The organism is Microbulbifer sp. ABF4_107, from assembly GCF_056312215.1.
Genome location: NZ_CM149983.1, coordinates 162,322 through 183,871 on the forward strand (window position 1 = coordinate 162,322; position 21,550 = coordinate 183,871).

Annotated in this window: 12 protein-coding genes; 6 read left to right on the forward strand and 6 right to left on the reverse strand. The window is 56.4% G+C overall.

The features are described from left to right. Positions 1 to 10: 10 nt before the first annotated feature. Positions 11 to 1,336 carry an NAD(P)/FAD-dependent oxidoreductase gene (locus ACYX4K_RS00560; protein ID WP_475090733.1) on the reverse strand — a complete coding sequence of 442 codons (1,326 nt, stop codon included), beginning with the start codon at positions 1,334 to 1,336 and terminating at the stop codon, positions 11 to 13. A gap of 208 nt (positions 1,337 to 1,544) precedes the next feature. Further along, positions 1,545 to 3,884 carry a selenide, water dikinase SelD gene (gene selD, locus ACYX4K_RS00565; RefSeq protein ID WP_475090731.1) on the reverse strand — a complete coding sequence of 780 codons (2,340 nt, stop codon included), beginning with the start codon at positions 3,882 to 3,884 and terminating at the stop codon, positions 1,545 to 1,547. Between the two features lie 314 nt (positions 3,885 to 4,198). Between selD and ACYX4K_RS00570 the strand changes: the two genes are divergently transcribed. The 5 genes from ACYX4K_RS00570 (at position 4,199) to ACYX4K_RS00590 (ending at position 14,088) form a co-directional block, all read left to right on the forward strand. Further along, the gene (locus ACYX4K_RS00570) at positions 4,199 to 9,766 is read left to right on the forward strand and encodes a DUF748 domain-containing protein (protein WP_475090730.1); all 5,568 of its coding nucleotides are present in this window, start codon (positions 4,199 to 4,201) and stop codon (positions 9,764 to 9,766) included. 30 nt (positions 9,767 to 9,796) lie between these two features. Further along, a complete protein-coding gene (locus tag ACYX4K_RS00575; RefSeq protein ID WP_475090728.1) occupies positions 9,797 to 11,737 on the forward strand; it encodes an aconitate hydratase in 1,941 nt (646 codons plus the stop codon). A 422-nt stretch (positions 11,738 to 12,159) separates the two neighbouring features. After that, positions 12,160 to 12,534 (forward strand): hypothetical protein, encoded by a 375-nt coding sequence (locus tag ACYX4K_RS00580; RefSeq protein ID WP_476178742.1) that lies wholly within the window; start codon positions 12,160 to 12,162, stop codon positions 12,532 to 12,534. A gap of 144 nt (positions 12,535 to 12,678) precedes the next feature. Beyond that, a complete protein-coding gene (locus ACYX4K_RS00585; protein ID WP_475090725.1) occupies positions 12,679 to 13,605 on the forward strand; it encodes a hypothetical protein in 927 nt (308 codons plus the stop codon). 141 nt (positions 13,606 to 13,746) lie between these two features. Continuing rightward, positions 13,747 to 14,088 (forward strand): hypothetical protein, encoded by a 342-nt coding sequence (locus tag ACYX4K_RS00590; RefSeq protein WP_475090724.1) that lies wholly within the window; start codon positions 13,747 to 13,749, stop codon positions 14,086 to 14,088. 102 nt (positions 14,089 to 14,190) lie between these two features. Here ACYX4K_RS00590 and ACYX4K_RS00595 read toward each other — a convergent pair whose 3' ends face one another. From ACYX4K_RS00595 to ACYX4K_RS00605, 3 genes are all read right to left on the reverse strand, one after another. After that, positions 14,191 to 15,894: a protein adenylyltransferase SelO gene (locus tag ACYX4K_RS00595; RefSeq protein ID WP_475090722.1), complete on the reverse strand. Its 1,704-nt coding sequence runs from the start codon at positions 15,892 to 15,894 to the stop codon at positions 14,191 to 14,193. A 191-nt stretch (positions 15,895 to 16,085) separates the two neighbouring features. Beyond that, positions 16,086 to 17,621 (reverse strand): cryptochrome/photolyase family protein, encoded by a 1,536-nt coding sequence (locus tag ACYX4K_RS00600; RefSeq protein WP_475090721.1) that lies wholly within the window; start codon positions 17,619 to 17,621, stop codon positions 16,086 to 16,088. 400 nt (positions 17,622 to 18,021) lie between these two features. Continuing rightward, positions 18,022 to 18,474 carry a DUF2214 family protein gene (locus ACYX4K_RS00605; protein ID WP_475090720.1) on the reverse strand — a complete coding sequence of 151 codons (453 nt, stop codon included), beginning with the start codon at positions 18,472 to 18,474 and terminating at the stop codon, positions 18,022 to 18,024. 248 nt (positions 18,475 to 18,722) lie between these two features. On the opposite strand from ACYX4K_RS00605, the gene parC reads away from it, so the two are divergent. Then, a complete protein-coding gene (parC, locus tag ACYX4K_RS00610; protein ID WP_475090719.1) occupies positions 18,723 to 20,972 on the forward strand; it encodes a DNA topoisomerase IV subunit A in 2,250 nt (749 codons plus the stop codon). Positions 20,973 to 21,024: 52 nt separating this feature from the next. Here the strand turns inward: parC and ACYX4K_RS00615 are convergent, their stop codons facing one another. After that, on the reverse strand, positions 21,025 to 21,438 hold the full coding sequence (locus ACYX4K_RS00615) for a DUF2147 domain-containing protein (RefSeq protein ID WP_475090717.1): 414 nt from the start codon (positions 21,436 to 21,438) through the stop codon (positions 21,025 to 21,027). Between the last annotated feature and the right edge of the window lie 112 nt (positions 21,439 to 21,550).

A 21,550-nucleotide genomic window follows, 5' to 3' on the forward strand; every position in this document is an offset into this window, starting at 1 on the left:
TGGCTTCCCATCAATGCATTTTCAGGCGCGGTTTCACAAACCGGTTTGCCTGCCCGATCACGTACAGCAGCATCGCCTTGGGCCAGCCGTGCAGCGCGGCCAGGTGCATGCGATAGAGGGAGCGGTACGCGAGGCCGGCGAGCCGTCCCTCGATGGTGAGGCTGCCCTTGACCAGGCCGCCCATCAGATTACCCACCGCATCGAACTTGGACAGGGACACCAGCGAACCCCGGTCCTTGTAGGTGAACGGTAACAGTTCTGCTTCGGCACCTTTCGCTTGCGAGCTGTTTACCAGGCGAATCAGGTTGTCACTGGCGGTTTTTGCCATCTGCTGGGCAGACTGCGCGCGCGGGGGCACCTTTAATCCATTGCTATCCTCACAGCCGGCGCAGTCCCCGATAGCGAAAATCGACGGGTCGTCTTTACTGCGCAGCGTGGCCTCGACTTCAATCTGGTTCTGACGATTGAATGACAGCCCGTCCAGAGTCTGCAGAAAATCCGGCGCCTTGACGCCTGCCGCCCACACGCGGATCGCCGCAGAAATTTCCTCGCCGTCCCTGGTGACAAAGCCGGTTTTTGTGGCCTCTGCCACCTGGGTGCCGGTAAGCACTCGCACTCCGATTTTCGTCAGCTCTTTTTGCGAACTGTTGCCCAAGCGCGGGGGTAGTGCCGGCAGCAGGTGTGGGCCGGCCTCGATCAGGGTGACCTTTAGGTCGCCATTTTTGATGCGCCCGTAGTGGCCCATCTCGTGCACGGCGTCGACCAGTTCCGCCGCCAGCTCCACTCCCGTCGCGCCGCCACCGACAATGGCGATATGCACAGATTCCGCGACCTGACTTTCCAATTGGAGGAACTGATCCAGCAGTCGAGTGTGAAACTTCTGTGCCTGCTCGGCGCTGTCCAGGAACTGGCAGTACTGGCGTACGCCGGGTGTGTTGAAATCATTGCTCTGGCTGCCGAGCGCAAATACCAGGTAGTCGTATTCCAGTTTGCGTGCCGGGATCAGGGGCGTGCCGTCTTCACTGCAGACCTCTGCCAGTTCGACGGTTTTATTTTCCCGGTCCAGCCCCTGCAGGCTGCCCAGCTCAAACTGAAATCCGTTGGCGCGGGCGTGTACCTGGTAATTGAGGGCGTCGAGGCTGGAGTCCAGGGCACCGGTGGCTACCTGGTGCAACAGGGGTTTCCATATATGCGTGCGGTTTTTATCGACCAGGGTGACCTGGGCTGCGGGGGATTTATTCTGACGGTGGAAGCGACCGAATGAGAAGTGGCGCCCGAGGCTGGTAGCCAACTGCAGGCCACCGGCGCCGCCGCCAATGATGACAATTTTTTTCATAACAGAGTTTCCTGTAGAGCTTAAAAGTAATCCGGCTCATCGCAGTACTCTGTGGGACCCAATTTGTTCTTGTCCGGGGCCAGCCCGGGATTTTATGCAGCCAGTATTGCCGGTGCACAGGCGTTTGGCAATCGATTAATGGTTACACAAGAAATGGTCACCGGTGAAACACCGGCGACCACTGGTATGGCATGCTGCCGTCAATTGTTCAGGTGGCCACGGCGGTGCTGTACCTGGCCATCTGTTTCCAGTCGCCGCTTTTGGCGAGGAACACGGGTTGCGCTACCGTTTGTGGGTGTGTCTGTGGGTGCGACGGCTCGCCACCGGGAAGTGTATCCACTACGCCGATGATCGCGGCCTGACGGAACCCGGCGGCGTGCAGCGCCGCAAGGCATTGCTCGGCATGGGTCGCCGGGACGGCGCCGAGCAGGCCGCCACAGATTTGCGGGTCGACGAGCATCGGTAAATGCGGCAGTGATTGCCAGGCCGCCGGGTTCTGCAGTGCGGCAAAGCTGCGCGCATTGTGCTGCAGTAGCGACGACGATGGCTCGCTGAGCATCTCCTGTTCTGCACAGAAGGCGGCACCGGGTAAAAGCGGCAACGCATCGGCAAACAGGCTGGCTCCCATGGCTACATGATCTTGCGACGTTAACTGGGGCAGCATTTCCAGCAGTTGCCCCAGCAGCCCGTGGCGATCTATACCGCGCACGACACTGGTGCCATTGCGTACCAGTATTTCAGCAGCGGTAGCATTGCTCTGCAACATGCTGTCCAGTGCCTGCTGCAGCCAGCGCGCCCGCGCTTTGCCCCGCGCTTCTGCCGCGAACAGGGTGCCACTACCCAGTGGTTTCGTCACGATAAGGCAGTCGCCGGCACGTGCGCCGACTTTCTGTTGCAGGTCGCCGGCATCGACCGCGCCGTTAACGGTTAGTGCCATTTGTGATGACTGTCCCTCGGTCAACTGCCCGCCACTGAGAGTACAGTGGTACTGGTTTAACTCCCGTGCGGTGCCGTCCAGGATTTGCTGCAGGTCGCGGTTGGCAAATGCCGTTGAGCTGCCCGGGACCCGGGAGGGCAGGGTCACCAGCGCCTGAGCAGACACCGGTTGTGCCCGCGCCGCGAACATCTGCGTCAGCGTGTGCTGTGCGAGAATTCTTCCAAACAGCCAGGGATCCTGCACCAGTGCCTGCATCTGCTCAGAACTTTGCACCAGCATTTTATCCCGGGGCAGGTTGAGCAGGCTGGTCGAGGCGCGCAGTGCTGTTTCGGGTTCGCCGTTGTCGAAGCGAGTCGGTTCCGGCTGTGACAGTTGCGAGAGAGCCTGGTTGAACAGATCGCTACCCAGCACCGCACTCCCGGCGAAAGACTCTGCGCCGGTTTCGGCTGCAAACGCCGAGTTGTCGGCGGTCGGCCCCGGCACCGGCAAATTACTGATTCTGCGAAGGATCCGCCGGTCCTGCCGATCTTTCCAGTGCCAGAAGATTTCACCCGCTGCCGCGATACCTCCCTGGGAAGCAATGGCCTGCTGTGCACCGCAGGAAAGGTGGCGAAGTTGCAGGCGCGTGCGCTGGTAGGGCTTCAGCGATTGAGCCAAAAATGTTGCGCGTAAATTGCGGTATAGCGCGGCCCCCTGATTGCGGGCTTCCGCGGCAGACTTTGCGGTTGCGGCGCTGATACAGGCGACATCGCCAACCGCAAAAATGTGGGGATGACTGCGGGAGCGCAGGTAATCGTCGACCTCAACAAAGCCCCCTTCATTTACTGCAAGGCCAGACTGTGCCAGCCACGGTGGCGCCGAGGGCTCGGTGCAAAGCAGTGCTTTGTCGATCGCAATGAATTGGCCCTCGTCGCTATGGATTCCCTGCGGCGTGATTTCCGAAACGCGCCAGCGAGGGTGGTACTTTACCTTGAGCCTGCTCATTTCTCTCGCCGCGAGGCTGCGCGCGAGCAACGGGTACTCCGCCGGAGTCTTGCTGCTTGCTTGAACCAGATGGACTTCCACCCGGCCGCTGTACACCGGCTCTTCCAGTGCCCAGGCCATGGCCGTCGCCAGTTCAAAGCCACCGGCGCCTCCGCCGATCACGCCCAGCTTCAATGGGCGGTGCTCCTGGTATACCAGTTGCTTGAGCTGTTCCCAGTAACGGAAAAACTGCCCGATGGGCTTTACCGGAATGGCGAGCTCGGAACCGGGGATCTGGTGGCAGGTGGAGGCGCCTACCGCGAGGGAAAGGACGTCGAAGGCAAGATCCGGGCGCCCGAGCAGCGACACCCGATTGCTATGCGGATCAATGTGGTGTGCGCAAGCCTGAACAAAGCGCGCGCCGGCGGCACGGCACAGGCGCGGCAGGTCAATATGAATATCACTCTGGCTGTAGTGGCCGGCGATCATACCCGGCACCATGGGCGAATAGGCGCTCTGTACCTGAGGTGAAACCAGCGTCAGCCGCACACCGGGCACGGGCTTTGTGGCCCATCGCCGCAGCAACTCCAGATGGCCGTGACCGCCGCCGATCAATACCACGTCCTGGCTTTGGGTTTGCTTGTGCATGCTTTCCTTCCATGTGTCCACCGGAATCCGCTCTTCGGTGGCCGGTCCTTGTGCTAACTTGATTGAAATATAATCAGTGTAACGGTGAATAGTGGATTAGCACGTTTTGCGCAGAGTGATCGGAAGTATTTGCTGCCGGAATTTCTGCGTCAGTGTAGCCGTTGTTTTTTCAATTGCCTTTGGCCTGAATAAAAACCCGTTTGGTGCTAAGGCGCGACATCCGCGCGGTCTCCTCTGGTCTTTACTGTAGAGAGTCCGCAGTTCCGCCCGAAAATCGCGAGGATTGCGCGCAATACACTGTTCGCCGAGCCTCGATGTCTAGTTCACCACAAGATTCACCGCCGATATCTCCCGCGAGGGACGCGCAGCGCAAGGGCATTTATCGCCTTTTGTGGTTGCTGGTGATATTCCTGCTGTTGATCGCCGCGCTGAATCTTTTCCTGTCGATTTACCTGCCCGGCAAGGTACAGCGCTGGTTGCACCAGCATGGCCTTGAGGCCGAGGTACAACACATCGACGTATCTTTGCCGCGATTGCACGCGCACCTGCGCGGTGTGGAAGTACGCAATAAATTCGAACGCGGCTTTCGCGTGCGTGAAGCCACCCTGGGGCTGAGCTGGTGGTACCTGCTACGAGGAAAAGTTCACGTCAAACTGGTGGAACTGGACGGGGCCTATATGGACCTGGAATCCTCTCCGGGAAAACGTGGTCGGGTGTGGGAAATTGGCGGTTGGCATCTGGCGGAAGGCGAAAAGAGACCGAAAAACTGGCGCGTGGATCTGACCGCAGCCACTCTCCGCGACAGTGTGGTGTGCTACCAGCACAAACCCCAGTGGGACAGCCCAAGCTGCGTGCGAATCGGCAAACTGGTACTGGATGATTTCTTTGTCAGCGGAGTTCGTGAAGCCACGGAGGCATTGAAATTCGATATTGGCGCGGAAGACCTGCAGGTGGAAAACCTGCTTGCCTGGGATGAATTTCCGGGCAAGGTTTCCCGTTACGGTCTCCGTAGCCAGACGCAGGAAGCGGGTGAGGGCGATTTGCAGAAATCGCCAGAGGAAGATCCCACCCTGGCACTGGTCGCTTTGCACACACATCGCATTCGCTTTGCGCGGCCGGGCAACGCACTGCGTACAGAGGCGGTGCTCGCGCGCAAATTTGCCGGCTGTCCTCCGGACCGCTGGGCGGAAGCTGTGCCTGCGCTGAATCGGATCACCGGACACTGCGGCATTGCCCGCCGTCTCGAGTTGCGGGGTTCGGCACTTTTTGCTTTTGGCGCAAAATCGGAAATCGCCTGGCACCGACTGAGCGGTGAGGAAGTACGGCTGCGCTACCGCAACCGGCGTTACCCCAACTGGCACGCGCAGACCATCGCGCTCGACAGTTTTGATTTCCTGCGTGAAGAAAAGGCGCTGAGCTGGCAGAGCGGTGGCGCCAGCAATTTCTCCTGGTGCCCTGGCCCCTGGCGCGGTGGCTCACATCATTACTGTATGCGCGCCGGAACTCTGCGCCTGCCCAGACCAACGGAATTTCACTGGCAGAATGGTTTGACGGTTGACCTCACCGAGGCCAGCCTGAGCCAGGGAAGACTGGTGGACATGGATACGCCATTGCCGGATTCTCACGCACTGTCAGTGAATCACTTGGGTCTGGGTGCGTTGCAGTATCGCAACAGTGCGCGTCAACTCGGATTGCAGCAGGTACAGCTGGATGTAGCGAACGGCTGTATCCCGGGGGAAATTCTCGGTGCGGCCACTCAGTGTGTGCGGCTGTCACAGTTGCAACTGGCGGAGGAATTCTCTCTGCAGTTCCCGCGCAAGGTGGCGAGCAATGGACGACCGGCGCAGACCTGGGCACTGCAGAGTGGCGCTGTCGCACTGGACAGCTTTCGGATATCGCCGGCGGCCGCCGCGGCTTCTCCCTCCCTGCAAGCCAGTGATCCGGTAGAGCTTTCCGGGCTGAACTGGGCCCGGCTGAATCTGTCGCCGGCGGACGGTGAGTATCTGGCCGAGGACTTTGCCCTGCAGTCCCTCTCCGGGTGTATGACTGAGGGCCTGTTGCCTCGGCGCCTGTCTCCCCTGTGCGGCCGGTTACGCGCTCTGGAAGGCGACGGCAACTTTGTGCTGCAGACCGGGGGAGGTTCCTCCGCCGCCGCGTCTCCCTACCTCATTCTCGGCGAGCTCGCGCTGGAGAGTCTGTTGCTCTCGGATCACCTCTCCCCGGATCCGGACCGTCAAACCGGTTTGGCACTCACCCGGTTGCGCCTTGGCCCGGGCCTGTTTCGCCGCAGCAAGGAGCTATTGAACCCCGGGGAATACTTTGCTGCGGGGCAGGGGCACTGGTGGGTGATGGAAGAAGATGGTGCTGCTGTTGAGGGGAGCCTCAACGAAGAGGCGGGTTCAGAAAAGGGGCAGCTCACCAGATCCCCGCCGGACACTGCGGAAACCGGGGGCGCTGGTCACCTCGCATCGGGGGCAAGCAGTGCCATTGGTAAGCGTATTCACCTGAGCAGTACCGAGCTCGAACTGGACGCTGCACTGCTCGAGCGGCTGGAGGGCTGCATGCCAGCGGCCTGGCAACTGTTGTTGGCGCGCGGATCGGGTGAGCGGCGCGCCGCCTGTTTTGACATTCGCAACCTGCAACAGCAGCAGCCATTACAGCTGCAGCTGGATACCCAGCGCGCCGTGAGCGCGGAAAACGTACCCGCGCGCAGTGCATTCCGCCTCGGGCTGAGCGCCGCCGGACTGAGCCTCGATGGTGCTGAGATTGATACCGCCGCCGGTGACTCCCTGCTATCAGTTACCCAGTTGCGGCTACCCAAAGCCGCGATGAATTTTCAGTCGGCGCCGACACTGGCACACCTGGATTTGCCCGGTGCGGCGCTGGACGGCGCGGCCTTTTGTCTGGGTGACGACCGCTGTGTACAGATTGAAAGCCTGCGCACCGGCGATACCTTCCAGCTCGACTACCGGCGTGAACACTTTCGCGCGGACCTGAACCAATTGGCACTGGCGCGCCTGTCATTGACCGGAGGAGAAGGGGACTTTACCGCGGAAGTGCGCGACCTGGCCGGACTCTCCATGCAGGTTGATCTACCGCGGAGTGCCCCGGCAAGTGCCGACTGGCAGCTGGATACACTGCAGGCCAGCCGACTGGATATGTGCTGGCCGCAGCGGGGAGATACCGATTCCATGCTGCCCCGCTGCTTGCGCGGCCGCGACTTGCGCTCGGATGGCGAGGGCGTGGCGATTCAGAAGCTGGCGTTATACCGCTTGCTGCCTAGCGAAAATACCCCTGTTGATTCCGCTGCGCCGGCGCAGTTAGAGCTGGGGCAATTGCGCATTGCCGGTATCGGTATGGAGCAGCCAGTCGGTGACCATCCGGTGGTGATAAACGTGCGGGATATCCGGCTTGATTCGGCGCGAGGATGCGGACCAGAGGACTGGTTAACCGCCGCCCGCTTGCGCGGTGAGAGCAGTGGCCGCTGGGGTGGCTGCCTGGCACTGGGAGCACTGCGTCTCGCCGGCGACAACCGGATTGCACTGGGACGAGGTGAAAAAACGGCAACCACCGATATTCTCGACCTTGGGCCGCTGTGGCTAGAGAACCTGGAACTGCGCTCCGCCGCCGATCAATCATCGAAGTTTCATCTTGCAGAGTTGCGTTGGCAACATCTGCGCTGGCCCGGTGGTAAGCGGGTACACGTGCGGGACCTGATCGCACAGGACTTCACCGGTTGCATGCCGGACAAACAGGGCCGGGTGAACCGCGGGTTGGGAATTCCGTGTGTCGCCGTCGGCAAGATCCAGATCTCCGGCAATCAACGGCTCGAACTGGAGGCCGGAGCAGAGGGTGAGAGCGAACAAGATTTTCGGTCCACCGGACGTATTGTTGTCGAAGATTTCGTGTTTCTTGAGGGAAACCGTGCGCGCATGGGGTTTGCCAGTCTCGATGTTCGCGATCTGGTCTTTTCGCCGGGCGTCCTGTCTCTGAGGGACGGCAAGATGAGAGGCATTCGCGGTTGTCTGAAGCCGGTACGCTGGGATGAAAATCCGCTGACTCCCTGTTTTCATGTGGGAAAAGTCACCGTGACCAGCGAGCATCGGGTGATCCTGAGTCAGTTCGGCAGCGGTATACCCCAGCGCTACTTTCGCAATATCCAGGTCGATGGATTGCGCATTTTTCACGGCAGCGGGAATGGGGAGCCAGCGGGTGAATCGACCCCCTATTTGCAGGTGGAATCCCTGCGGGCCGACGAACTGGGATTCGGCAGCCGGCAGATTGTGGGCAAAAAACTGTTGCTCAGTAATATCCAGGGTTGTGTCCCGCGAGGGTATGTCCCCGGTGTGCGCTATTGCTTGGACCTGCAGAACCTGGAGGCTACCGGTCTGCTCAATTTCGGAGATCGCAGTCTGCAGCTGAATATGGCGCAGTTATATCGACTGGCTCTCAACGACACTGACGGAGATCAGCTACTGGAAACCGAGTTCGCCGAGGCGCGTGGATTAACATTTACCCGTGAACTTGTGCGGCTACTGCATGCCGAAGTGGCCAATAGCAAACTGTTTCGGCGGGATCCGCGCGCCCAGGAATTCGCTAATCACCCGTGGAATACCGAAATCAAACTGTTCAGGGTGTCCCAGTTCGATTATCTGCCCAAGGAAAAATCACTCAATGTCGACACCATTGATTTACTGAAACCGCGCAGTGTTCTCGCCCGTGGACAGGAGGATGATTTTGGTGCCTGGGAGCGCTTCCGCGATGAAACACCCGCCCCCCAGCGTTATCACTATCAGCGCGGCGACCTGGCGCGGGAGGCCAACCGGTTCCGCTATCGGGTGCGCCAGTTGACGGTGGATCAAGGTCACTTCCTGTGGTTCGACGATACACAAGTATACGAGGCTAAATTGCCAGTGCGACGCATCAATCTGCTGCTGCAGGGTATGAGTAATTACCCGGAAGATCCGCCGGCGGTACTGGTGTTCAACGCCCGCCCGGGCGGCTTTAGTGAAATGCACCTGGCAGGTCATGTGAATCTTCTGGAGAGTAATCACTGGGATGCCAGCCTGTTGGGCTATGTGGAAGGCGCCAACCTGATTCCTGCGACCCCCTACATTGCGCGGCTGCTCGGCTACAAAATTTTACAGGGGCAGCTGGATGCGGAAGTGAATATTGCCGTTGACGACAATCAGGTGGATGCACTTGCAAAAATGGAGTTGCAGAAGATCAAGGTGCGCAGGGTTCGGGATACCGATCATCTGGCGGTGAAAAAAAGTTTTATTCCTCTGAGCCTGGCGTTGGCGCTGCTGAAAGACGGCGATGGTGATGTGCGTTTCGACATGCCGGTAACCGGGCAACTTTACGACCCCAAATTCAATTTCAGCTTTATCTTCAGCGATCTGTTGCAGCGAGCCATTCTCGAGTCGCTGTTTGCCTATTTCACCCCGATAGGCTTTTACAGCCTGGCCAAGCTGGCGTGGGCTCGCTTCCGCGCGGAACGCTTTGATGATCTTGAGTTTGCGCCCGGGTACGACACCCTCAGTGAGCAAGCCAAAGTGTCGCTGAACGGCATGATCGAAGATATGCGCGATAACCCCAAAGCCCGTCCTGGAATCTGTGGTGTTTCGACAGCACAGGACTTGACGGTGCTATTTCCCCATGAAGCCCGGGCCGTGGGTGGCGACAGAACTCAGTGGAAAGCGTTTTTCCGCGACCCGCCAAGAGGCATGCGTGAGGAGTTACTGCGTCTGGCCAATCGCCGCGCACGACATGTACAGAAGTTCCTGATCGAGGCGGGGCTGGATCAAAAAGACTTTATCCAGTGTGCCCCCGACTATATCGGTACCGATAAAGGTGCCCCGCGTGTGGAGTTTTCAAACTGACCGTTAAATGAAAAATCGAAGGAGCAGGTAATGAGAGCGAAAAAGAACCTCGCCCATCAGTTGATCGAGCAGCACCTGGTGAGTGGCAAAATGCAGCCCGGTGAAGAAGTGCAGTTGAAAATTGACCAGACCCTGTGTCAAGACGCGACCGGCACCATGGTCATGCTGGAGTTTGAAGCGCTGGGGTTGCCGCGGGTAAAAACCGAGGTCTCCGCCCAGTATGTGGATCACAACCTGATCCAGGCGGATTTCAAGAATGCGGACGATCACCTGTTCCTGCGCAGCGCCAGTCGCAAGTGGGGCATCTGGTTTTCCCGCCCCGGAAACGGCATCAGCCACGCGGTGCATATGGCGTGCTTCGGAATCCCGGGGAAAACCCTGCTGGGCTCCGACAGTCATACCTGTGCCGGTGGTGCCATGGGCATGCTCGCCATGGGGGCGGGTGGCCTGCAGGTGGCATTGGCCATGGCCGGAATTCCATTCTCCCTGGTCATGCCGGAAGTCATCGGCGTGGAGGTGACCGGCAAATTGCCCCCCTGGGTAAGTGCCAAAGACGTGATACTGGAAATGTTGCGCCGCTACGATGTGAAAGGCGGTGTGAACAAGATATTTGAATATTACGGCCCGGGGCTGGACAACCTCACCGCCATGGATCGCCATGTAATTGCCAATATGGGACAGGAAATGGGGGCTACCGCCAGTGTTTTTCCGGCGGATGAACAGGTGCGCGTGTTTCTGAAGCAGCAGGGGCGCGAGCAGGATTTTGTGCCGATGCAGGCGGAAGAGGGTGCAGAGTATGATCATCGCGATACCCTCGATCTGTCCCGGCTGGAGCCGATGATTGCCTGTCCCTCCAGCCCCGGCAAAGTAGTGACGGTGCGCGAGGTCGCGGGGAAACCGATTTATCAGAGTTACATTGGCTCCTCTGCCAACCCGGGGCTGAGAGATTTCGTGGTGCCGGCACGAATGGTCGAGGGACAGCAGGTTCCCGAAGAAATATCCCTGGACATAAACCCTACCAGTCGTCAGGTACTGGAAGAACTGAGTCGCAGTGGCGACCTCAACCGGCTGTTGCTTGCAGGCGCGCGCCTGCACCAGACCGGTTGCAACGGTTGTATCGGTATGGGCCAGGCACCAGCCACCGGACGTATCAGTCTGCGCACGGTACCGCGCAATTTCCCCGGACGCTCCGGCACCAAAGAAGACCAGGTGTACCTGTGTAGCCCGGAAACTGCGACCGCCAGTGCACTATCCGGAAAGATAACCGATCCCCGCGACATGGAGATGGAATACCCTGAATTTTCCGAGCCGGAAACACTCGGCGATATGCGCCCATTGATGCTGGCGCCGGAGGACCGCTCAAACGAAATTCCGGTTGAACTGGAAAAAGGCCCCAATATTCAACCATTGCCGGACTTTGACCCGCTGCCGGAAAAACTGACGGGCCCGATACTACTCAAGGCTGGTGACAATGTCTCCACGGATGAAATCCTGCCAGCGGGCACCGATATCCTGCCGCTGCGTTCAAATATTCCGGCCATTAGTCACTACACCTTTTCCCGCATCGACGAAACCTTTTACGCGCGAGCCAAGAAGCACGCCGGCGACTGCTTTGTCATCGGAGGTGAAAATTATGGCCAGGGGTCCAGCCGCGAACACGCGGCGATCGCACCGCGCTTTCTCGGCGTGCGCGCAGTGATTGCCGTCTCCATGGCCCGTATCCACCGCCGCAACCTGATCAATTTTGGTGTGGTACCACTGTTGTTCGCCAAACCCAGTGACCTCGCGAAACTGAAACAGGGCAGCCCATTGACCTTCAGCGATCTGGCCGGACAGTTACAGTCGGGGGATGTGGTGAACATTGAACTGGAAGACGGGAAGCAGCTCTCGGTCACCCACAATATGAGTGAAGACGAGGTGGCAACCGTGCTGGCGGGAGGGTTGATCAATCAGGTGCGGGACAGCCACTGATTTTCCTCTTGCCCGCTGACTGCGCTTCCAGCCTCCCTGACCTCACCGTTTGGGTTTAATGGTCGGTTCTGGTATTTGCGGGCTAGTGCGAACTTCTGGTTCGTAATTAACCCTGATCTTTAAATGAGGCCACCCTTTGCGGTGGCCTTTTTTTAGGGCTGATTTTACTGACAACGTTAGCCCTATAGAGCTAAGGCGGCCGATTAATCAGGCGCTGTAATTGCGTGTAATGGGTTTTCGGGGCTGAAAGCGTGACGTATTTATCATTTTGTGGCTAGATAGCGGTTTATATCCAGATATGGGCACTTCACGGGCTTTGGTACATATGTGGATACTTTGTGGGCAGATATAGGCATTTCGGTGTGTCCATATATGCACACGCCCACGAACAAACTGTTAAGCCTACAAAGGAATATCAACCGTTGAGTAAGTATGTCAGCTGTATTATTAATGAACTCGACGAGTCAGATTTAGTTGACGGCGATTTTGAATTATTCTTGATTTCTTTGAACATGGATGATTCTGGTGAAATTACATCAACTGAATCTATAGAGCCAATTAGTAAAGTTGGTTTTGATATCGAGAATGAAGAGTGTCTTTTGCATGTGAAGCCCGGGAAAAAGGCCGCAAAGATCTCCGATGCGTACGCGGAAATAGAAACGATGGATTCAGGTTTTTCACTTGTTTCTGCACTAGAGAAAAAATGTCAAGGATCATGGGTAAGGATAGATAATCCAGTGATAGGCTTTGGGGAAAATATCGATGAAAAGCGGTTCTTCATCGTCTGCAGGGCTTAACAAGAAGCGGCAGAGCGACAGCCAACGCTACGCACCTTTTGTGTTACTCGCTGGCGCTCAAACATTAACACAAAATGCGCTCCGCGCTGGCTGCGCCTGCGCTGGGCGTTTTTGGCAACCAAGTTCCCCCAAAAAAGTAGGCATATGAGCATCGAAGAAATTGAAAAAATAGTTACCATTGTTGGAAGCTTCGGTGTTGGAGCGATTCTAGGTGCTGGTGTTTTATTTTACTTCTTAAAGTCATACATTCCTGCGTATCTCTCTGAAAAAGGAAAAAACCTTGCTACAAAAGAAGATGTGGGAGCAATAACTGAAGAGGTAGAATCTGTAAAATCAGGTTATGCAGAGGTGCTAGAAGAAGTCAAAGTTGGTAACCAGCTTAAGATATCTGCGATCGAGCGCGAGCAAAATATAAAGAAAGAAGTTTATATGGAAGCTGTGGAAGCAATAACAAAAAGTCAAAATATGATTGCCAGCTTCTCAAACCTAAATATATCGGAAGAGAAAATCACTTCTGAATTTTCTGAGCAAGCGGGGAAAATAGCTAAGGTTCAAATGGTTGGTACTGCGGAGACTGTTCAAGCTGTAACTACGTTTATGGGGGAAATCGGAACCGCAACTCTTCATTTAATGCTAGAGCGCATGAGCTTAATTAATAGAAAGAATGATATTCAGATTTCAGTCGACCTTCGAGATAAGTACCAGAGTGAAGTGGAACGTTACCTTTCAATAATGAAAAATATGAATCTCGCAGGTAATCAAGACCAAGGCACATGGGATTATGTAAACAAGAGCTTTGAATTTGAGTGTGAGCGGCGAGACAAGCACAATAAAGATATAGACGAGCTTTGGGCTCTGCAAAATAAAGAACATTTAGTATATGTAAGGAAGTGCATGGCTACATTCTTTAAAATATCTGATTTTCTTCCTCAAGCTGTTCTCTCAGTTAGAAACGAACTAGGGTTAGAAATATCACCTGATGAATATTTTAATATATTCAATGAAAATATAGAGAAAGGAAAATCTGTGTTCGGTGAGTTTCTTTCTAAATTGGAGCCTGAAAATTCCTAACAATTTGCTCTAGCTGATGCAGCGGTCTTCGTTTCTTTTTTGTGCATTCGCTGCGCTCATTATCGCACAAAAGTCCACCTCAAACGCTACGCAATTGAGTAAGTCGTTAGGTATCAGTGTTACCCACAGAAAGTTGACGCTATGACAGCAATCGAATGTTTTCGGCCAGTAGGGCAGAAAGAGCTGGATCTGGTAAAAGAGTCCGGCTACAAAGTGTGGCCACCAAGACTGCCAGAGCAGCCAATCTTCTACCCAGTTACCAATGAAGAATACGCGATAGCCCTCACCCAATGGAACGTTACCGATTTTGGCAAGGGGTATGTCACTCGATTCTATGTCAATAAAGAATTTATGGACCGATACCCGATCAAGTGTGTCGGCGCTGCTGGTCATACGGAGTGGTGGATTCCCGCCGAAGATCTGGATGAGCTCAATATAAATATCGTGGGGAAGATCGAAGTGATCCGCGAGTACGGGCCATAGAGATAGTGATCTTACCCCCGCCTTAGCGGACACCCACTGTGGCAGCGACGCATTGCTGCTCACTAGGGCAGTTCCAGAAAATCGGCTTCAGAAATACAGCGTTCAAGATGAGCAACTGTAGTGTGATACGCCACCCGCATTGAAATACTCTTGGGGTCTCAAACGGTAGTACTTCTCTTCGATCTCTTTTGATTGTTCATCATATGGGTGGCTAAGGACCTCCTGCAGCTCCCTGATCAGGCTGTAATCACCCAGTGTGGCCTGTTGATAGGCTGGGACGATCAGCCATTCACGCCACGCATACTTCGGGTTGACGCGTTTCATCTTCTCCGCTGCCGTCGATAGGTCATGACCGGTCAACACGAGATCGCGCCAGCTAATCAACCAGGACTGCCATTTTTCGTCGATGTCAGCGGATGTTTTGACATAGAAACTCTTTTTCAATGGGGCAATATCTTCAGGTATTTGGGATAGCTCGCGAAAGAACATGGTGTAATCCACCTCGGAGCGACGCATGAGCGTAACCAGTTCCTTAAACAGATCCAGGTTAAACTCGGTGAGACCGAGCTTGGCGGCCCACATGCGATGCAACTGGTCCTGCATTACTTCCTGAAAATCACGGCGTATTTGATCCAGCCGTTCTAGCGCTTCATTGTCGTCCGCGAGCAGTGGGCGGATGGCTGTCCAGAACATGTGGAAGTTCGCCTCGGCGGCGGTTGGCTGGTTGAAGAATGAAAAATGCTGCCCGCCGCCGGTCCAGGGCTGGAACTCGGAGTCGAAAACTTCACAAAAACCAAATGGACCATAATCCAGCGTAAAGCCGCCAGCGGCGCAGTTGTCGCTGTTGAAATTTCCCTGGCAGTAACCGACGCGCAGCCAGTTGGCGACCAATACGCTAAGGCGCTGGCAAAATAATCTCGCTAACTCAATCAATTGATCTGAAAAGTTGAGGCTGGGGTCGATTTCGTCTTGGTATTCTCTGGCAATCAAATGCATAACGATCATACGCAGTTCTTCAAGCGCATTGTCATACGCATGGCTGCGGGCGCGGCGGGCAAATAATTCAATTTGTCCGACACGCAGGAACGAAGGCGCTACCCGTGTGGATATCGCGACCGGGTTCTCGGTGATGATGTCTGGATCAAATGCGTTGGAATGATCGGAATACCAGGGGCGGGAAACCGTATCGGTCTTTGATACATACAGGGTTAATGAGCGCGAGGTGGGCACACCCAGCGCGTGCATATACTCCTGTGCGAGAAATTCACGTACGCTTGAGCGCAATACCGCGCGCCCATCGGCTCCGCGGCAGTAGGGCGTGGGGCCGCCTCCTTTTAATTGCATTTCCCAGCGCTGTCCGTTAAATACCCCTTCGAACACGGAGATGGCCCGTCCATCACCATACCCATTGCCGGTGCCAAATGGGCATTGTCGGACATATTCAGTACCGTAAATTGATAGCGCATAACCGGTTGCCCAGCCGAAGTTGCGCATTGGGGCGCGGGCTGCGGAGATATCTCCAGAGAATAGCTGGGTAAATTCGGGGTCTTGGGCAAGTTCGTTGCTGAGCCCTAGCTCTTGAAAGAGACTGCGGCTATGGGCGACATATTCTGGCTGTCCAATCGGTGTTGGTGTTACCGGTACAAAGTGCCCGGAGAATACCTGGCGCGCACGGTGATCATCGCCATCCGTGGTGGCCTCTGGGTCGGCATTCAGGCTATCCATCAACGAATAATCTACCTGCTGGACAAATTCATCGTAGGTGGTCACCTTGGTTTTGTCCGCTGATGTGGATGGCTGAGTCATTGTTGTCAAAACCTATGGTTGTGCAGGCATATGGCTATGCGGGTATTTCGGTTAAATCGGCTTATGGGAAACTTGCTTCAGGCGAGCCTGCTTCATTGTTTTCACATTATATTGAAGTATTTCGCCATCGGCGGCACCCCCTGTCTCGGGAAATCGCGCCTGTATTTTAGGTGGCGATAGGAGGGTTCCGCCTAAAACGCATCCGGGTCGCGAATGATCTGCTGGGCACGGGCACGCAGGGCCCGCTTGTCCTCTTCGGGCATTTTGTCGAGCTGATGCAGCATCATGGACATGCGCGGGTTGTTCTGAAAGGCCTCGCGCTTTTCCATTAAAAAATGCCAGTAGAGGCTGTTGAACGGGCAGGCGTCGTCACTGGTGCGCTCCTGCACCTTATATCGACAAGCGTCGCAGTAGTTGCTCATTTTGTGAATGTAGCTGCCGCTGCTGATATAGGGCTTGGTGGCCACAAGTCCACCGTCGGCAAACTGGCTCATCCCCCGGGTGTTGGGCATTTCCACCCACTCGATGGCGTCGATGTAAATTCCCAGGTACCACCCGTCGACCTGGTCCGGGTGTACCTGGGCCAGTAGGGCAAAATTGCCGGTGATCATCAGCCGCTGGATATGGTGGGCGTAGGCATGCTCGAGACTGTTTTTTATCGCGTGATGCAGGCAGTTCATGTCTGTTTCGCCGGTCCAGTAGAAACCTGGCAGGTCCCGCTGGTTGCGCAGGCGATTATTGCGGCGGTAGCCGGGCATCTCTTTCCAGTAGATGCCGCGCATATATTCTCGCCAGCCCAGAATCTGGCGAACAAAGCCTTCTATCTGACTGACATCGATGGATTCCTGCTTCTCCTGCCAGGTCTCGACTGACTTTTCGATCACTTCCATCGGATGCAGCAGCTTGCAGTTCATGGCAAAGCTGAGTCGGCTGTGGAACAGGTACACCTCGTCCGGATCCATGGCATCCTGGTAGTCGCCGAAGTGCGGTAGCAGTACCTCACAGAAATGCCGGAGCATGGCCAGCGCATCGGTGCGGGTGGTCGGCCAGTTGAACTGCTCGGGGGAGATCGCCCCAAACGTGTTCATCCCGGCGCGCTCTATCCGCTTGAGGGTTTCCACAACCTGTTTGCGAAAGCCACGTTGTGGCGGGATCTTCGGCTCCCCCTTCCACTTGTTGCGATTGTTTTGATCGTAATTCCATTGGCCTCCCACCGGGCTGCCGTCTTTATTGAGCAGTATCCGGTGCTGCTTTCGCATATGCCGGTAAAAGCTCTCCATCAACAGCGACTTCTTACCGTCAAAAAATGTACTGAGTGACTGCCGGTCGGTGAGGAAGTGCTCGCTGTCGAAAGGTTCGCTCGGAATGCTGAGGTCATCTGCGAGCAACTTCAGCTGTTGATCCAGCCGGTATTCGTCTGGCAGTTGATACTGAAATCGTTCGAACTGGTGTTCAGAAACAAGCCGGGCGATATTGCTGCCCAGTTTCTGGGTGTTTTCCGGGGTATCCAGGGTGTAGTAAATGACGTTTTTGCCCCGGTCTTCCAGCCACTGCGCGAATTCGGCCATGGCCTCGAAAAAGGCCACCACTTTCTGAATATGGTGTTTGACGTAATCCGTTTCCTGGCGCATTTCGGCAATGAAGTACCAGGTGTCTTCATCGTCATCACTGAACCACGAGTGTTTGTGGTTGAGCTGGTCGCCCAGTATCAGTCGCAGAGTTTTCACACCGACCCCATCGTTGGCATCTAATAAGAGAATAGTCTCCAGAGGCCTTTGGTACGCGGTTGCAGGCGTTTGGATGACCTGCGCCGGGGACACTCGATAGAAGTGGGCTCTCGAAAGCTGCGGGCGCGCCGTTGTTTTTCCCCGGTCGACAGGCGGGTAACGGGCCTGTCCATGTATTATGCCGGCAGGCGCAGCGCCTCCGGAACGACCGAAACTTCGGGAAAGTGCGCCCCAAAGGTCTCTTCCCGCCAGACGCTTTCCGCCGGTACTAGCATCAACCGGGCAGTTTTTCACTGGCGGTGTCGCCAAGGGTGACATCTCCCCGGTTGTGCTCCAGGTAGACAATGGCGACCTGTTTCAATACAAGGCGGTGTGCTTCGTTCAATGAATTTCGTTTCACTCAGCCAAAGTAGCCGATGCCTTTGGCCATCAGTGCGGCGCACAGGGCCATGGCGAGGATGGCGGTCAACTCGGCGTGCACAATAATGCGCATCCAGCGGCGCTGACGGTCACTGACCACCGGCACTGTGCCCTGCTTGAGGGAGTTCCCCCAGCGCAGAAACTGGATGGTGGGGTAAATGGAAAGCAGTGCTGCGATCACAAACAGAGTCAGTTTTGCGTGGAAGGCACCGTTCTGAAAATAGTAACTGGCACCCTTTTCGAAATAGAAAACCCGTAAAAAACCCACCACCAGAAGCAGTGCCGCGGATCCGCCGAGGATGCGGTCGACAATACGGATCTTGCGCGCATTCTGCAGGGTGAATGCCTGATTCAGCAGCACCAGTTGCATGGTGAGCACGGCGGTCATCGAGAGGAACAGCAGGTGGTGGAGAAAGGCAAAGAGTGCGGGCATCGCTAACGTCCTGTCGTGATACAGACTGAGAAAGGCAACATTATCACAGGCTCGAGAAAGGTTCGTTGCCTGTATCCCACTGGCCCCATGCGGTGGGTGATATTGAGGATTGTCTGAAATACGTACAGCGGCGCAGGGTCGAATCGTGAGGGCAACCTTTGAACCGGCTGCGGCAGTCCGCCATAATCCCCCTCCTGTATCTCTCTTATCTGTCCAAATACCGATCAAAATAACGAGACTCTCGCAGTATGACCGAGCCCTCCGTGTTTGAAGCCTCCGAACGCCAGCACCTGGCGGACTACACCGAGAAGGCGTACCTGGACTACTCCATGTACGTGATCCTCGACCGCGCCCTGCCCAATATTGGCGACGGCCTGAAGCCGGTGCAGCGCCGTATTGTCTACGCCATGAGCGAGCTGGGGCTGAAGGCCAGCGCCAAGTACAAGAAGTCCGCGCGTACCGTGGGCGACGTGATTGGTAAGTACCACCCGCACGGCGACAGCGCCGTGTACGAGGCCATGGTGTTGATGGCGCAGCCATTCAGCTACCGCTACCCGCTGGTGGATGGCCAGGGCAACTGGGGCTCGCCGGACGATCCCAAGTCCTTCGCCGCCATGCGTTACACCGAATCCCGTATGGGCAAGTACTCCGAGGTACTGCTGTCCGAGCTGGGCCAGGGCACCGTGGACTGGCAGCCGAACTTCGACGGCACCATGGACGAACCGGCGGTGCTGCCCGCGCGGGTCCCCAATATCCTGCTGAACGGTACCACGGGTATCGCCGTGGGTATGGCCACGGATATCCCCCCGCATAACCTGCGCGAAGTGGTGGACGCCACCGTGCATATGCTGGAGAACCCCAAGGCCACCGTCAGTGAGCTGTGCGAATTTATCCAGGGCCCGGATATGCCCACCGAGGCCGAGATCATCTCGCCGCGGGCGGACCTGCAGAAAATGTACGAGACCGGCAAGGGCTCGGTAAAAATGCGCGCGGTGTGGACCAAGGAAGATGGCGATATCGTCATTACCGCGCTGCCGTATCAGGCCAGTGGCTCCAAGGTGCTGGAGCAGATTGCCGCGCAGATGCAGGCGAAGAAACTGCCCATGGTCAGCGACCTGCGGGACGAATCGGACCACGAGAACCCCACCCGCCTGGTCATCGTGCCCAAGTCCAACCGCGTGGACCTGGAGCAGGTGATGAATCACCTGTTTGCCACCACCGACCTGGAGAAGAGTTACCGGGTCAACCTGAATATGATCGGCGTCGACGGCCGCCCGCAGGTGAAATCCCTCGACAAGATCCTCACTGAGTGGCTGAGCTTCCGCACCGTTACCACACGGCGGCGCCTGCAATTCCGCCTCGACAAGGTGGAGAAGCGCCTGCACCTGTTGGACGGCTTGTTGATCGCCTTCCTGAATATCGATGAAGTGATCGAGATTATCCGCACCCACGAAGAGCCAAAGCAGGAGCTGATGCGCCGCTTCGAGCTGTCGGACGTGCAGGCGGAATATGTCCTCGACACCAAGTTGCGCCAGTTGGCCCGCCTGGAAGAAATGAAGATCCGCGGCGAGCAGGCGGAGCTGGAAAAAGAGCGCGATACCCTGAGCAAGACCCTGGGCAGCGAGCGTCGCCTCAAAACCCTGATCAAGAAAGAACTGCTGGCCGCCGCCGACGAATTCGGGGACGAGCGCCGCTCGCCCATCGTGCAGCGCGAAGAAGCCAAAGCGTTCAGCGAAACCGAACTGTTGAGCAGCGACCCGATCACCGTCGTGCTGTCCGCCAAGGGTTGGATCCGCCAGGCCAAGGGCCATGATATCGATCCGGAGTCCCTCAGTTACAAAGCCGGCGACGGCTTCAAATACGCCGCCCGCGGCAAGAGCAACCAGCCGGCGCTGTTACTGGACAGCACCGGCCGCAGCTACGCCATAGCCGCCCATTCCCTGCCTTCCGCGCGGGGCCAGGGCGAGCCATTGTCCGGCCGTATCAATCCACCTTCCGGTGCCACCTTTGAAGGTCTGTTGATGGGGGGGGATGACCAGAAGGTATTGCTGGCCAGTGATGCGGGCTACGGCTTTATCGCCAAATACGCCGACCTGCAGTCTCGCAACAAGGCCGGTAAAGCGATGCTGAGCCTGCCGAAAGGTGCACAGGTACTGCCGCCCCGGGAAATCGAAAACCCGGAAACTGCAGTACTTGCGGCGGTGACCAGTGAGGGACGTATGCTGGTGTTCCCGGTGTCCGAACTGCCGGAGCTTTCCAAGGGCAAGGGCAACAAAATCATCAATATCCCTGCAGCCCGCGCTGCGAGCCGCGAGGAAATTGTGGTGGGTATTGCAGTGCTGGAAGGTAAAGATCAGCTGATCATCCATGCAGGCAAGCGCCACACGAAGATCAAGCTCTCAGAGCTGGAACACTACGAAGGAGAGCGTGGACGGCGTGGCAACAAGCTGCCCCGTGGCTTCCAGAAGGTGGATAAGGTAGAGGTTGAAAGCAAGTAGAGCCGCTTTCAACCAGAGCTAAAATAAGAGGGCGTTATGCCCTCTTATTGGCTTATTTCGCCGGGTACCAGGTCTGGGTGCGGTAGAAGAAGCCCAGATAGCCGCGAACCTTCAGGTTGCCGCCTTCCTCCCACATCTTGCAGTCATAGACTTTGCCCTTGACCGGGTCGAGAATCTGACCGCCTTCGTACACATTGCCTTTTTTCACCATATCGGTGATCACATTCATGCCGACAATTTTCTTGCCCTTGTTGGAGCCAGGGCAGGCTTCACAGACGGTGTCATCCGGCTTCATCAGCAGGTCCACCACCTTGCCGTAATATTTGCCACCCTGTTCGTAGATTTCCACCACCGACTTTTTCTGGCCGGTTTCATCGTCAATGGTGGTCCAGCGACCGACCACATCGGCAAAGGCCAGCTGGGTGGAGAGAAGCAGGGCGCTCACAGCAGTAATCAGTGTTTTCATGGGGAGATCCATCGCTATTGGTCAGGGTGTGACCATAACATTTTTTATGGTCACAACAGCATTGGGACTTCAATATTAGTGTAGATGTTCCCGCTTTCCATGGGCGGTGAGT